Origin of the sequence: Curtobacterium sp. UNCCL20 (genome assembly GCF_900101675.1) — a bacterium.
Taxonomy (GTDB): Bacteria; Actinomycetota; Actinomycetes; order Actinomycetales; family Microbacteriaceae; genus Curtobacterium.
Window position 1 is genome coordinate 312907 of sequence record NZ_FNKG01000001.1, and the last position, 12174, is coordinate 325080.

16 protein-coding genes are annotated in these 12174 nt (G+C 72.1%); 11 read left to right on the plus strand and 5 right to left on the minus strand.

What is annotated here, in order from left to right; genetic code table 11:
* Window position 1 precedes the first annotated feature (1 nt).
* Window positions 2-697, plus strand: a complete 696-nt coding sequence (locus BLT36_RS01495) for a CGNR zinc finger domain-containing protein (RefSeq protein ID WP_092091299.1) — start codon at window positions 2-4, stop codon at window positions 695-697.
* A gap of 101 nt (window positions 698-798) precedes the next feature.
* On the plus strand, window positions 799-2049 hold the full coding sequence (locus BLT36_RS01500; RefSeq protein ID WP_092091301.1) for an Nramp family divalent metal transporter: 1251 nt from the start codon (window positions 799-801) through the stop codon (window positions 2047-2049).
* A gap of 60 nt (window positions 2050-2109) precedes the next feature.
* On the opposite strand, the gene BLT36_RS01505 is transcribed toward BLT36_RS01500, so the two are convergent.
* Together BLT36_RS01505 and BLT36_RS01510 are read right to left on the minus strand one after the other, a co-directional pair.
* Complete coding sequence (locus tag BLT36_RS01505; RefSeq protein ID WP_070417652.1) at window positions 2110-2412, minus strand: DUF427 domain-containing protein; 303 nt, start codon at window positions 2410-2412, stop codon at window positions 2110-2112.
* Window positions 2413-2452: 40 nt separating this feature from the next.
* Window positions 2453-3061: a 2-phosphosulfolactate phosphatase gene (locus BLT36_RS01510; protein WP_092091303.1), complete on the minus strand. Its 609-nt coding sequence runs from the start codon at window positions 3059-3061 to the stop codon at window positions 2453-2455.
* A gap of 96 nt (window positions 3062-3157) precedes the next feature.
* Here BLT36_RS01510 and BLT36_RS01515 point away from each other — a divergent pair, with 96 nt between their 5' ends.
* The 4 genes from BLT36_RS01515 to BLT36_RS01530 all read left to right on the plus strand — a co-directional run bounded on the left by BLT36_RS01515 (window position 3158) and on the right by BLT36_RS01530 (window position 5472).
* Window positions 3158-3790, plus strand: coding sequence for a GNAT family N-acetyltransferase (locus BLT36_RS01515; protein WP_092091305.1), 633 nt, complete (start codon window positions 3158-3160; stop codon window positions 3788-3790).
* A gap of 44 nt (window positions 3791-3834) precedes the next feature.
* Window positions 3835-4326 (plus strand): hypothetical protein, encoded by a 492-nt coding sequence (locus BLT36_RS01520; protein WP_092091307.1) that lies wholly within the window; start codon window positions 3835-3837, stop codon window positions 4324-4326.
* A 200-nt stretch (window positions 4327-4526) separates the two neighbouring features.
* A complete protein-coding gene (locus tag BLT36_RS01525) occupies window positions 4527-5096 on the plus strand; it encodes a DUF1684 domain-containing protein (RefSeq protein WP_092094208.1) in 570 nt (189 codons plus the stop codon).
* 10 nt (window positions 5097-5106) lie between these two features.
* On the plus strand, window positions 5107-5472 hold the full coding sequence (locus tag BLT36_RS01530) for a GntR family transcriptional regulator (protein ID WP_092094210.1): 366 nt from the start codon (window positions 5107-5109) through the stop codon (window positions 5470-5472).
* A gap of 28 nt (window positions 5473-5500) precedes the next feature.
* On the opposite strand, the gene BLT36_RS01535 is transcribed toward BLT36_RS01530, so the two are convergent.
* Window positions 5501-6337 (minus strand): endo alpha-1,4 polygalactosaminidase, encoded by an 837-nt coding sequence (locus BLT36_RS01535; RefSeq protein WP_092091309.1) that lies wholly within the window; start codon window positions 6335-6337, stop codon window positions 5501-5503.
* 270 nt (window positions 6338-6607) lie between these two features.
* Here BLT36_RS01535 and BLT36_RS01540 point away from each other — a divergent pair, with 270 nt between their 5' ends.
* Both BLT36_RS01540 and BLT36_RS01545 read left to right on the plus strand, forming a co-directional pair.
* Window positions 6608-8218: a DEAD/DEAH box helicase gene (locus BLT36_RS01540; RefSeq protein WP_092091311.1), complete on the plus strand. Its 1611-nt coding sequence runs from the start codon at window positions 6608-6610 to the stop codon at window positions 8216-8218.
* 249 nt (window positions 8219-8467) lie between these two features.
* On the plus strand, window positions 8468-8671 hold the full coding sequence (locus BLT36_RS01545; protein ID WP_092091313.1) for a CsbD family protein: 204 nt from the start codon (window positions 8468-8470) through the stop codon (window positions 8669-8671).
* Window positions 8672-8757: 86 nt separating this feature from the next.
* Here the strand turns inward: BLT36_RS01545 and BLT36_RS01550 are convergent, their stop codons facing one another.
* Window positions 8758-9300 (minus strand): NUDIX hydrolase family protein, encoded by a 543-nt coding sequence (locus tag BLT36_RS01550; RefSeq protein ID WP_092091315.1) that lies wholly within the window; start codon window positions 9298-9300, stop codon window positions 8758-8760.
* Between the two features lie 73 nt (window positions 9301-9373).
* Here BLT36_RS01550 and BLT36_RS01555 point away from each other — a divergent pair, with 73 nt between their 5' ends.
* Window positions 9374-9991: an alpha/beta hydrolase gene (locus tag BLT36_RS01555; RefSeq protein WP_092091317.1), complete on the plus strand. Its 618-nt coding sequence runs from the start codon at window positions 9374-9376 to the stop codon at window positions 9989-9991.
* Between the two features lie 94 nt (window positions 9992-10085).
* Here BLT36_RS01555 and BLT36_RS01560 read toward each other — a convergent pair whose 3' ends face one another.
* A complete protein-coding gene (locus BLT36_RS01560) occupies window positions 10086-10769 on the minus strand; it encodes a PadR family transcriptional regulator (protein WP_092091319.1) in 684 nt (227 codons plus the stop codon).
* Window positions 10770-10967: 198 nt separating this feature from the next.
* Between BLT36_RS01560 and BLT36_RS01565 the strand changes: the two genes are divergently transcribed.
* Both BLT36_RS01565 and BLT36_RS01570 read left to right on the plus strand, forming a co-directional pair.
* A complete protein-coding gene (locus BLT36_RS01565) occupies window positions 10968-11639 on the plus strand; it encodes a hypothetical protein (protein ID WP_092091320.1) in 672 nt (223 codons plus the stop codon).
* Window positions 11640-11665: 26 nt separating this feature from the next.
* Window positions 11666-12097 carry a hypothetical protein gene (locus BLT36_RS01570; protein ID WP_092091332.1) on the plus strand — a complete coding sequence of 144 codons (432 nt, stop codon included), beginning with the start codon at window positions 11666-11668 and terminating at the stop codon, window positions 12095-12097.
* The last annotated feature ends 77 nt before the right edge of the window (window positions 12098-12174 follow it).

The window sequence follows — 12174 nt, forward strand, 5'->3', positions numbered from 1 at the left end:
GATGCACACGGGGCAGCACATCCGCACGGACGCCGGTTCCTCCTGGTTCTTCGACGCCGGGCGGATCGCCCTCGACTTCGCGCACACCGGCGGATTCGCGGACGACCCGGACGGACGCCGGCCGCGGGCGCAGCTCGGCGAGCTCCTGACGACCCCGGCGGACCTCGACGAGTGGCTGACCGACCACACCGAACCGATCGACGTCGGTGCCACCGCACGCGAATTGCAGGACGCCCGAGCGCTCCGGGCCGCCATCTCGCGGCTCGCCGTGGCCGCGGCTCCCGCCCCCGCGTCGACCGCAGCGGAACGCACCGCCGTGGCAGCGGGCCTCCGTGCCGGGACGGGCCGCACGCGCCCCGCGCCCGACGACATCGACACCGTCAACCTGTTCGCCGCCCTGCCGGACGTGCCCCCGAGCCTCCCGGGTGGCCGCCGCCGGGCCGGAGCGAACCGCGTCCGGCTCGCACAGGCTTTGTCGAGCGTCGCCCGCGACGCGGTCTCCCTCTTCACCGAGGTGGGCTTCGACGACATCGCCGCGGACGGCCAGCCGACCCGGCTGAGCCGGTGCTCGGCCGAGGACTGCGGCCTGGTGTTCTACGACTCGTCCCGTGGCGGCACCCGACGCTGGTGCTCGATGCAGCGGTGTGGGAACCGGGCCAAGGTGCGGGCGCACCGGGCCAGGCGCGCAGCGGACTGAGGAGGTCCGGCGGGTTCGAGACCGTCACGGCCGCGGTGCAGTCCAACCAGTCGCCGAAAACCTGAATTCGGTACGCCGAATCCTCTGGCACACTGGTCCGCATGACCGACACCGCCGCCCGCCCTGCCGAGGCGACCACGCCGCGGAAGCGCGCTGCCGGCCTCAGCCTGCTCGGCCCCGCGTTCGTCGCCGCGATCGCGTACGTCGACCCCGGCAACGTCGCCGCGAACCTGACTGCGGGTGCCAAGTACGGCTACCTGCTGCTCTGGGTCCTCGTCGCGGCCAACGCGAGCGCCGTGGTGGTCCAGTACCTCTCCGCCAAGCTGGGGGTGGTCACGGGCAAGTCGCTTCCGGAGCACCTCGGCCTGCGGATGAAGCGCACCCCGCGGCTGCTGTTCTGGGCACAGGCGGAGATCGTGGCGGCGGCGACGGACATCGCCGAGGTGATCGGCGGCGCGCTCGCCCTGCACCTGCTGTTCGGGTTGCCCCTTGTCGCGGGCGGGATCATCACCGGCGTGGTGTCGATGGCGATCCTCACGCTGCAGAGTCGGCGTGGGACCCGCACGTTCGAGACCGTCGTCACCGCGATGCTCGCGATCCTCACGGTCGGCTTCTGCGCCGGGCTGCTGTTCGCGCAGGTCTCGCCCGGTGACCTCGTCGCCGGGCTGGTCCCGCGGTTCGAGGGGTCGGAGTCGGTGATGCTCGCGGCCTCGATGCTCGGCGCCACGGTGATGCCGCACGCCGTCTACCTGCACTCCGCGCTGGCGCGGGACCGACACGGCGACGTGCCCGCGGGCCCGGAGCGGCGCCGCGTCCTCGTCGCGACACGGTGGGACGTGGGGCTCGCGCTCCTCGTGGCGGGTGGGGTGAACATCTGCATGCTCGTCCTCGCGGCGGCGACCCTGCCGGGAGTCGCTGACACGGATTCGATCCCGGGCGCGCAGCGAGCGATCGCCGAGCACGTCGGTCCGGTCGTGGGGGTGCTGTTCGCGGTGGGGCTGCTCGCGTCCGGGCTCGCCTCGACCTCGGTGGGGTGCATGGCGGGCGCCGAGATCATGCACGGGCTGCTGCACGTGCGGATCCCACTCGTCGTGCGACGGATGATCACGCTGGTGCCGGCGATCGTGCTCCTCGCGGTGAACGCGGACGCGACGATGCTGCTCGTGGTGAGCCAGGTGGTGCTGAGCTTCGGGATCGCGTTCGCGATCGTCCCCCTGGTGGTCTACACGTCGCGGCGCAGCATCATGGGCGCAGACGTCAACGCGATGACCACCCGCGTCGTCGCGGGGGTCATCGCGTTGGTGATCGTCGCGTTGAACGTGGCGCTCGTCGCGCTGACGCTCGCCGGCTGACCCAGGTCAGCGGCACGGACCCGCCAGTCGACGCTGACCCGTTGGCCGAAGCCGACCGGATCAGTCGACGACGCGCACACCCTTCCAGAACGCCACGTAGCCGCTGTAGTCCTTGCCGACGCGGTCGAACGACGACGGGATCGGCGTCGGGTACGACCAGGCGTTGTCCTGCAGCGCCTGCCCGTCGACGTTCACGGTGTAGTACTGCGTGTCGCCCTTCCAGGGGCAGTGGTACTGGGTGGGGCTCTCGGTGAACAGCTCGGACTTCACGCTCGACGGCGGGAAGTACCAGTTGCCCTCGATCTGGATGAGGTCCTCCTGCGGGGCCTCAGCGATCACGGTGTCTCCGACGACTGCTTTCATGGCGTGCTCCTTCGCTCGACTTCGGGTGACGTCGGGAACGCTACGCGCGCGAGTTCGATTCCCGCAGGGTGACCAGATCGGTGTCCGCGGCGAGCGCGGCGCGCACGACAGCGGAGCCCAGTGCTGCCGCCGCTTCGGAGGCGCTCACCAGGTGCTTCACCGCGCGACGGAGTCCGGTGTGGGCGGCGCAGGCGGCCGCTGCCTCGGGTGAGGTGTGGTCGATGCCGACCTCGGCGAGCGCGTCGACGACGGCGCCGGCGGCGAGGAAGTCCTCGACCGCGAAGTCCGGCGCGTCCGGCACGTCGGCGGCTTCGCCCGCCGCCTCGGCAGCGTCGTCGCCGGGTGCGTGGTGGCGTCCGGCGGCGACGATCGCGACGACGCACCGGTCACCGCGGTCGGCCTGGAGGCGCGTCACCCGACCGGCGATCGCGCTCGCGTTGCCGAGGTGGCCGAGCACGACCTCCGGACCCTCCGGCAGCTGCGCGGCGAGGGACCGGAGGGCTCGCTGGCGCTCGCGTGCGTCCTCGGTCGGGGATGCCGGCAGCACGTCGATCCAGACGAGCACGTGGGCGTCCTCGGCGATGCGTGCGGCACCCCCGGTCCCCCATGCGAAGCGGACCTGGTACTGCTGCTGGGTGCGTGCTGCCACCCGATCCACGATAGCCGCCGCGAGGACCCTGATCTTTTCCACAGGCGGGCCTCCGCCCGGGCTCCGTGCGGGTCGCCGACCATAGGATCGGGTGTCATGGAGATCGCCCCCGTACCCACCCTGACCGGCGACCGTGTGACGCTCGAGCCCCTCGCTCCGGAACACGCGGACGACCTGCGGGCGGCGGTTGCCGACGGTGATCTCTGGCGCACCTGGTACACGTCGATCCCCGCTCCGGCCCAGGTCGACGACGAGATCGAGCGGCGACTGGCCGAGCACGCCGCCGGCCGGATGGTGCCGTTCGCCGTCCGCGACCGTCCCACCGGCCGAGTCGTCGGCGCGACGACCTTCATGAACCTCGACACGGCGAACCGGCGGGCGGAGATCGGGTCGACCTTCCTCGCGAAGTCCTCCCAGCGGTCGGGCATCAACACCGAGGCGAAGCTGCTCATGCTCTCCCACGCGTTCGAGGCGTGGCAGTGCATAGCGGTCGAGTTCCGGACGCACTGGCACAACCTGCAGTCCCGCACCGCGATCGCCGCGCTCGGGGCGAAGCAGGACGGCGTCCTCCGGAACCACTCGATCGGGCGCGACGGCACGCTGCGGGACACCGTGGTGTTCTCCGTCATCGCATCGGAGTGGCCGACGGTGCGGCTGGGGCTCGCCGAACGGCTCCGTCGGCACGACCGGGCCGAGGGCTCCCGTCGCCGAGCAGCCCGGCACGCCTGACGGGGACCGTCGAGCCCACAACACGACGGAGTACCGTCCGCGCCATGCACGTGGGCCTCAAGATCACCCTCGACGCACCGGTCGAGGCCGTGCGCGACGCCCTGCTCTCCCCGGCGGTGATGGTCGCCGTGACGAAGCCGTTCCTGGTGTACCGGTCCCGCGACCCGCAGGGGTTCCCCGCACGCTGGGCGCCCGGTGAGCCGCACCCGATCACGGCGAGTGCCTTCGGCGTCATCCCGAGCGGTGACACGCACGTCGACCTCGACCTGTACGAGGTGGAGGGCGTCCCCGTGCAGCGCGACAACGGCGGCGGCACCAGCGGCCTGTTCGGACGGATGACCATGCAGCACCGGATGGCGGTCGAACGGATCGACGACGGCCACACGCTCCTCGTCGACCGGCTCAGCTACCGGATGCGCCCGGCCGCGCTCGGCGTCCTGCTCTGGCCCGGCATGTGGGTCATCTGGCAGTGGCGTGCCCTGCGGATGCGGGTCCTCGCACCGCAGTGGCGCCGCCACCGCCGGGCCGCCGCCTGACCTGCTCACGGAACCACCGGCGCACTGGACCCGACCGCCGCCGTCACTGTGCGCGCGGGCGGACGCACCACGTGCCTCCCGGCATGTCCTGGCGCTGGCCGACGCAGCGGGCGTAGCCTCGTCGCGTGACCGAACTGCGGGCAGTACCGGCGACCGATGACCGCGTGCACAGCACGCTCGCGACCGTGGACTGGCGGCGGATGACGTTCGACCTGTACCGCCGCGTGCGGGCGACCGCCGATCCGGAGACCGCGCACGCGTTGTGGCGCGAGACGCGCGACGCGATGTTCGGCGAGCACCCGGCCAGTCCGCTCCTCGACGAGGACGCCCGCGACTTCGAGTCCCTGCCGGTGCCGGACTACGACCCCGCATGGCGTTTCCGGGCCCGCATCGAACCGGCCGAGCCGATCGCGATGGACGTCGAGACGGGCACGGACGGCATCGTGCACTTCGACCGCCTGGGCGTCGTGACACTCGCGGGCATCGGGTCGCTCGACGTCTGGGCGCACGGCGGCTACGCGGGCGGTGTGTTCGTCCCGGTGAAGGACGCGAGCGCCGGCAAGGCCCGCGGAACCTACGGCGGTGGGCGCTACCTGCTCGACACGATCAAGGGCGCCGACCTCGGCGGGGACGACGGCGAGATCGTGCTCGACTTCAACTTCGCGTACAACCCCTCGTGCGCGTACGACCCGGCCTGGGCGTGCCCCCTCGCGCCTCCGGGCAACACCGTGTCCGTGCCGATCCCCGTCGGCGAGCAGTACGACTTCTAGGGTGGACCGCATGTCATCGACGAGCCTCGTGGCACTCGACGCCGGCGGGCGCGTCCCGCCGTTCGAGCAGGTCCGTTCGCAGATCGCCGCGCAGATCGCGGCCGGCTACCTCGTGGACGGCGAGCGCCTGCCGAGTGTCCGGGGTCTCGCGGACGACCTCGGCCTGGCCGCCGGGACCGTCGCGAAGGCGTACCAGCTCCTGGAGGAGGCGGGCCTCGTGCAGACCGCACGGGGTGCCGGCACGCGGGTCATCCGTCCGGCGGACGTCCCCGAGCCGGTCAGCGAGGCCGCCCGTTCCCTGGCGGCTGCGGCGCGGGCCGCGGGGCTGTCCGCCGACCAGGCCGCTGCAGCGCTCCGGGACGCCTGGCCCGCCTGAGCCCGAACCCCCGCGCGCGGCCGCTTCGTCAGCAGTGCTCGAAGACGTACGCCCGGTGCGACGGCGTCACGAGGTCTCGGTCGCGGAGGATCGTCATCGCCGGCCGGTCGTCCATCGCGCACACCGACTTCCACGACCGGTCGGTGTTGTCCGAGTACTCGACGTCGATGACGTGCTTCCCGTACGCCTTCGTGTACGCCGAGCACTCCTGGTACGCCACGCACTCCTCGGCGACGACGAAGTCGAACCCGGTCGTCTTCCGTCCGGACGCCCCGAGCTGCGGGGTGTTCTTCTGCCCCACGGCCAGGCCGTGCTCGTGTCCGACCCGTACCAGCGCCGCGGCGAGCGCGAGGTTGTCCGCACGCCGGAGCGCCCCGTGGGATCGTGTCCACGAGTCGAGGTTGTCGAACTCCACGGCGTCGAAGCCACGGTCGGCGCAGCGTGCGATCGACTTCGTCAGGACGCCGACGATCTCGGTGCGCTTCGCGGCCGTGGTGGTGTCGAGGAGCATCTCGTCCGGCCACCCGGGGTCGGACACCGGGTCGCCGTCGTCGTCACGCAGGACCGCCGAGCCGTGGTGGTCCAACCAGTCGTCGGCGTCCTCGGGCTGGGTCTGGAAGCCGTTGACGTAGCAGATGCCGTACTTCCCGGCGGCGGGGTGGTCGGTGCTGTCCCGCTCGACGATCGTCACGCCGGACGGCGGGGTGTAGCCGCCGCCGAGCTGGTAGTCCGGGATCCCGGACGTCGGCAGGTTCGCGGAGGGCGAACCCGACCCGGCGTTCCCCGTCGTCGTGGCGCACCCGGCCAGCCCGAACACCCCCACGACGGCCATCGTCAGGGTCAGCAGCAGTGTCCGGTCTCGCACTCCGGAATCCTCGCACGCTATGATGGACGTACTCGAGGCGCCGATCGCCTCGTGCGTCGTACGGACGCCCCGAACTCCCGACCGCCTGGCGGTCGATGATCGAGCACCTCCCGAAGGTGCCCAGGCTTCTCTGCTGCGGCGACTGCGCCAGCCACCTCCGTTGGCGCGCATCCCGCCCGCGCGCTGCCTCAGAGCGCGCCCACCGCCGGAACATCCGGTGTGCCAGTCCACTCCGGCCCTGCCGGAGCGCTCCGGCAGGAAAGGTCACCCATGACCAACGAAGACATCCGCTTCTCCGACCTCGGCGTCCCCACCCCGATGGTCGACGTGCTCGTCAGCCAGGGCAAGGAGAACGCCTTCCCGATCCAGGCGGACACGCTCCCGGACTCCCTCAAGGGCAAGGACGTGCTCGGCCGCGGTCGTACCGGCTCCGGCAAGACGATCGCGTTCGCGATCCCGCTCGCCGCCCGCCTCGCCGCGAACCCCCGCAAGCGTCGCGCCGGCCGCCCGCGTGCGCTGGTGCTCGCCCCGACCCGTGAGCTCGCGACGCAGATCGACGCGACCCTCGCTCCCCTCGCCAAGGCGATGGGCCTCACCACCACGACGATCTTCGGCGGCGTCTCGCAGGGCCGTCAGGTCGACGCGCTCCGCGGCGGCGTCGACGTGGTCGTCGCCTGCCCGGGTCGCCTCGCCGACCTCATGCAGCAGGGCCACGTGCAGCTCGACGCGATCGAGGTCACCGTCCTCGACGAGGCAGACCACATGGCCGACATGGGCTTCCTCCCCGGCGTGACGAAGATCATGCAGGCGACGCCGGAGCAGGGGCAGCGCCTGCTGTTCTCGGCCACGCTCGACAACGGCGTGGACAAGCTCGTCAAGAAGTTCCTGCACAACCCGGTCATGCACTCCGTCGACGACGAGAGCAGCCCCGTCGAGGCGATGACGCACCACCTGTTCGAGGTCGCCGACGCCGATGCGAAGAAGGACCTCGTCCGGACGCTCGCGTCCGGCAACGGTCGCCGCATCCTCTTCATGCGCACGAAGCACCACGCGAAGCGCCTCGCGAAGCAGCTCTCCAGCACGGGCATCCCCGCGGTGGACCTGCAGGGCAACCTGTCGCAGGGCGCCCGTGAGCGGAACCTCGCGAAGTTCTCCTCCGGCGAGGCCCTCGTCCTCGTCGCCACCGACGTCGCCGCCCGTGGCGTGCACGTCGACAACGTCGAGCTCGTCGTCCACGTCGACCCGCCGACCGAGCACAAGGCGTACCTGCACCGTTCGGGTCGCACGGCCCGTGCGGGTTCGTCGGGCGACGTCGTCACCGTGACGATGCCGGCCGAGCGTCGGGACGTCGCGCAGATGATGCGTGCCGCGCAGATCAAGGTCACCCCGCAGCAGGTCACGTCGAACAGCCCGGCCGTCGCCGAGCTCGTCGGCGATGTCGCGCCGATCCGCCACGTCGCGGTGGAGCAGCCCGTCCAGCAGCAGCGTGCGCCCAAGCAGCGCACCGCCGAGTCCGAGGGCGCGGGCGGCGGTCGTCGCCGTGGTCGCGGCGGTCGTTCGGGAGGCGCGGCGCAGCCCGCTCGCGTCGGCTCGGGTTCCGGGTCGTCCGGTGCCGGGCGTCGCGGCGGTCGCCCCGTCGAGGCCGGTTCCGGCGCATCGGCCGGCTCCGCCGGTGGCGCGCGTTCCGCTGGCGGTGCCGGTGGGCAGCGTCGTGCGGGCGGCAGCCGTCGCGCGTCGAGCGACACCGTCCGCGGTGGCTCGGCTCCGGTCTGGTCGTCCGAGGGTGGCTACGCGGCCGGCCGCGGTGCCGGCTCCGAGTCCGGTGGGAACCGTCGCGGTGGTTCGCGCCGCGCTTCCCGCCCGGCCGGCTCCGCACGCTGACCCCGCGCTCCTGACCCCGCGCGGCTGACCCCGCCGCGGAACTCCCGCTGAACACCGGTGCCCGTCGGTCGCACACCCGCATGAGTGGGTTCGACCGACGGGCACCGGTGTCCCGCTGCAGGGCGCACGCCGCCGGGGGACAACCTTGGCGGTGCCTGCGAGCCTCCGAACCGCGACGCGTACGGTCTGTTGCACCGGACGCCGCGCAAGCGGTGGATGGGGAATCGTCCGTCGTTGAGAGGAGTGCCTATGGCTGGGATCGAAGACGTCAAGAACGCCGCTGCCAAGGCAGCAGGCAAGGCCAAGGAAGCCGTCGGCAACGTGACCGACAACGACCGCCTCAAGGCTGAGGGCAAGACCGATCAGGTCAAGGCCGACACCAAGCAGGCCGGTACGGATGCGAAGGACGCCGTCCACGGCGTCGCCGACAGCCTCAAGAACGACAACAAGTAAGCCGGTCTCGCACCGCGCTGCGAAGGCCCCGGATCCGATCGGATCCGGGGCCTTCGTCGTTGCAGGTGCTCGTTCGCCCCGACGGGCTACATCAGGGCGCCGACCGAGGCGAGACCGGCCCGCAGCAGTGCGCCGCGTCCGCCCTCCATCTCCTCGGCGACGGCGTTCGACGCGGCTTCCGCCGGACTCATCCACGTGAGCTCGAGGGCGTCCTGGCGGGGTTCGCACGTGCCCGTCACGGGGACCACGTACGCCAGGGAGATCGCGTGCTGCCGTTCGTCGGTGTAGACCGAGGCGCCGGGCAGCGGGAAGTACTCGGCGACGGTGAACGGCGTCGGGCTCGACGGCAGCTGCGGGAACGCCATCGGGCCGAGGTCCTTCTCGAGGTGCCGGAAGAGCGCCGTCCGGATCGACTCGCCGAACATCACGCGCCCGGAGACGAGCGTGCGGGCGATCGAACCGCTCGGGGAGACGCGGAGCAACACGCCCACCTCGGTGACGACGCCGAGGCCGTCAGTACGGACGGGGACGGCCTCGACGTAGCAGATCGGCAGCCGACGACGCACGTTCGCGAGTTCCTCGTCGGACAGCCAGCCGGAGTCGGGGTCAGGGGTGCGCAGCGAGGCCATGCACCGTGTCTACCAGGCACTCCGGCGAGTTCGGCGGAAGGCGCGGGGGTCGGGGATGGTTAGCGTTGTCCACATGATCGATGCGGACACCGTCCAGTGGACCCGGCCGTCCTCCGAACGGGTCGGCACGCCGCTGCTCGTCGCACTGCACGGGGTGGGGTCGGACGAGCACGACCTGCTCGGGCTCGCGCCCGGCCTGCCACCCGCGTGGACGATGGCGACGCTCCGTGCACCGCTGCCGTGGGGGCAGGGGTACTCCTGGTACCCGCTGGGCACGCCGGGCTCGCCCGCGCTCGAGCCGGTCGACGCAGCGGCGTCCGGCGTCCTCGCCTGGATCGACTCGGTGGCTGCCGACCACCCGCGCATCGGGCTGCTCGGGTTCTCGCAGGGCGGGTCGATGGCGCTGCAGCTCCTCCGGGCGCGGCCCACGGGGTTCGCCTTCGCGGTGTCCCTGTCCGGCTTCGTCGTTCCCGGGGTCACCGATGCGCGGGACGAGGCCGTCGCTGCCGTCCGCCCGCGGGTGTTCCTCGGACACGGCGACCTCGACCCGGTGATCCCGGCCGAGGCGACCGCCCGGACGCAGGCCTGGGCGGCGACGCACACCGACGTGACCGATCGGGTGTACGCGGGACTACCGCACGCGGTCTCGGCGGCCGAGCTGGCGGACGTGGCCGCCTTCATCGGCGGCTGACGGCCGTCGACGGAGCGACGAACGGACTGGAGGCGCGCTGCCAGCTGGCACCGCGCCTCCAGTCCGTCATCTGGTCCCGTCGTGACGGGTGTTCCTAGTCGGCGAGGATCTGGAGGAGGTCCTTGCGGAGCTGGTCGACCTTGGCCGTGGCGGCCTTGGCCTGCTCCTCCGTCGCGCTCGTCCGGTACATGTGCAGGACGCCCATGGTCTTCCGGAGCGCCTCGAAGAACTCGCGCTGCGAGTCCGGGACGCCCGGCGTGGACTCCCACGTCGCGGCGATCGCGTCGGCCTTCGACTCGGCCTCGGCCCTGCCGGCGTCGGTGAGCTCGAAGAGGGTCTTGCGCCCGTCGCCGGTGGAGACCACGAGGTCCTCGTCCACGAGCTGCTGGAGCGTCGGGTAGACCGAGCCGGGGCTCGGCTTCCAATCGCCGCCGGTGCGCTCGGCGATCGTCTTGATCACGGCGTACCCGTTCTGCGGGCCCTCGGCCAGCAGGCCGAGGATCGCGAGGCGGACGTCGCCACGGCGGCGACGCTCACGGCCGAAACCGGGACCGCCGAAACCGGGACCCCCGAAACCGGGACCGAAGCCCCGACCGAACCCGGGGCCGAAGCCGGGGCCGAAGCCGCCGCGTCCGCCGTGGTCGTGGTCACCGCGGTCGCGGCCGGGGAACCCGGCGCCGTGGTGCTGCCGCGAGCCGCCGAAGCGGGGGCCACGCGGGCCGAAGCCTCGGTCGTCGCGGCGGGGCGTGTTGCTGGTGTCGTCATACGGGGTGCGCATGATGACTCCTTCCTTGGTGGTGTTCGAAGTTGACTCGCGACCGGTCTGACTGATCCGTCTTCGTCGTATCGCGATGTGTCAACGATAGATCGCTATCTCCGCCAAGTCAATCCCTGCTCGGTGGAATTTCAGTCGATCGGTTCCGGCATCCCGAACCGTCTGGTGCGCGCAACCGCGCAGCCCTACGAAAGGAATCCCATGCCACTGCACAAGCTGGGGAGCGTCGCCCTCGTCGTCGCGATCGCGGGTGGAGCACTCGCGCTCCCGACCGCCGCCGTCGCCGCCCCCTCCTCGCCCGCCGCGAGCCAGACCGCTGCTGCGCCGTACATCACGGTGAGCACCCCGGAGACGTACCTGCCGTACACGAAGGTGACGATCACGGGGACGGCCACCCCGAACGCAGACGTCTACCTCCGCTCGGTCGGCCTCGCACTGCCGCTGGAACGCCTCCGCTCCGATGCGGAGGGACGCTGGTCGTACACGCCGGACCGTGCCCTGAGCGGCAACTTCGGCGGGAACACCGTCACGGTCGTCGCACCGGACGGCCGCTCGGCGCAGACCACGTTCGCGCTGTACGGCACGTACCCGGAACCGACGAACCCGATGGCGGCGTTCCGGCCCGTCGCCGTGACCTCGACCGCTCCCGGTTCCGCGTCGTCGAGCCAGGTGCGCGGCACGGCGACCCCCGGCGCCGTCATCGTCGTCCGGGGTGTGGGCTACGCGCAGAGCGTGACCGCGGCGGACGCGAACGGGAACTGGTCGACCACGCTCGCGAAGGCCACCCCCGGCGACTCCCGCTGGTTCGAGTTCGCCGCTTACCAGACGCACACGAAGGGTGCCGACAAGACGCTCTTCACCCTCGGCAACTGAGCACCACCCACCGAACCGGAGTCAGAATGCAGATCATCACCACCGCCGCCGCCGGCGCGCTCGTCCTCGGCGTCGCCCTGACCGGTGCGCTCAGTGCGGCACCCGCGTCGGCGGCACCACAGACCGCCGCCGGCAGCGCGACCGTCTCGGCGACCGCGCCGACCACGGTGGACGCCCCCGCCATCGCCACCCTGCTGCTGCCGGGGACCATCGGGCAACCCGTGCTCGTCGTGGGCACCGCACGCCCGGGAGCCACCGTCGAGGTCACCTACCGGGGCGAGTCGACGCGCGTCCTCGCGGGGGCCACCGGCACCGACCTCGCCGGGTACTGGTCCGCTGAGCTGCCGGGCCGCGAACTCGGCGGTGGCGTGCGCACGATCAGCGCCACGCAGATCGTCGACGGTGAGCGCTCGCCGTCCACCAGCTACGAGTACGCCGGGTTCGTCTTCCCCTTCTGAGGCTGAGACCACCTCCGCCCGGCGAGGACGAGGGACGGTACTGACGAGTGCCGTCCTTCGTCGCACGGACCGCCGTC

What these genes read in the sequence shown, in the direction of transcription:
- BLT36_RS01560 (WP_092091319.1), bottom strand. Translation starts at nt 10,769, where the DNA reads ATGCGCACCCCGTATGACGACACCAGCAACACGCCCCGCCGCGACGAC.
- BLT36_RS01505 (WP_070417652.1), bottom strand. Translation starts at nt 2,412, where the DNA reads ATGAAAGCAGTCGTCGGAGACACCGTGATCGCTGAGGCCCCGCAGGAG.
- BLT36_RS01525 (WP_092094208.1), top strand. Translation starts at nt 4,527, where the DNA reads ATGACGTTCGACCTGTACCGCCGCGTGCGGGCGACCGCCGATCCGGAG.
- BLT36_RS01495 (WP_092091299.1), top strand. Translation starts at nt 2, where the DNA reads ATGCACACGGGGCAGCACATCCGCACGGACGCCGGTTCCTCCTGGTTC.
- BLT36_RS01540 (WP_092091311.1), top strand. Translation starts at nt 6,608, where the DNA reads ATGACCAACGAAGACATCCGCTTCTCCGACCTCGGCGTCCCCACCCCG.
- BLT36_RS01565 (WP_092091320.1), top strand. Translation starts at nt 10,968, where the DNA reads ATGCCACTGCACAAGCTGGGGAGCGTCGCCCTCGTCGTCGCGATCGCG.
- BLT36_RS01515 (WP_092091305.1), top strand. Translation starts at nt 3,158, where the DNA reads ATGGAGATCGCCCCCGTACCCACCCTGACCGGCGACCGTGTGACGCTC.
- BLT36_RS01545 (WP_092091313.1), top strand. Translation starts at nt 8,468, where the DNA reads ATGGCTGGGATCGAAGACGTCAAGAACGCCGCTGCCAAGGCAGCAGGC.
- BLT36_RS01555 (WP_092091317.1), top strand. Translation starts at nt 9,374, where the DNA reads ATGATCGATGCGGACACCGTCCAGTGGACCCGGCCGTCCTCCGAACGG.
- BLT36_RS01570 (WP_092091332.1), top strand. Translation starts at nt 11,666, where the DNA reads ATGCAGATCATCACCACCGCCGCCGCCGGCGCGCTCGTCCTCGGCGTC.
- BLT36_RS01530 (WP_092094210.1), top strand. Translation starts at nt 5,107, where the DNA reads ATGTCATCGACGAGCCTCGTGGCACTCGACGCCGGCGGGCGCGTCCCG.
- BLT36_RS01550 (WP_092091315.1), bottom strand. Translation starts at nt 9,300, where the DNA reads ATGGCCTCGCTGCGCACCCCTGACCCCGACTCCGGCTGGCTGTCCGAC.
- BLT36_RS01500 (WP_092091301.1), top strand. Translation starts at nt 799, where the DNA reads ATGACCGACACCGCCGCCCGCCCTGCCGAGGCGACCACGCCGCGGAAG.
- BLT36_RS01520 (WP_092091307.1), top strand. Translation starts at nt 3,835, where the DNA reads ATGCACGTGGGCCTCAAGATCACCCTCGACGCACCGGTCGAGGCCGTG.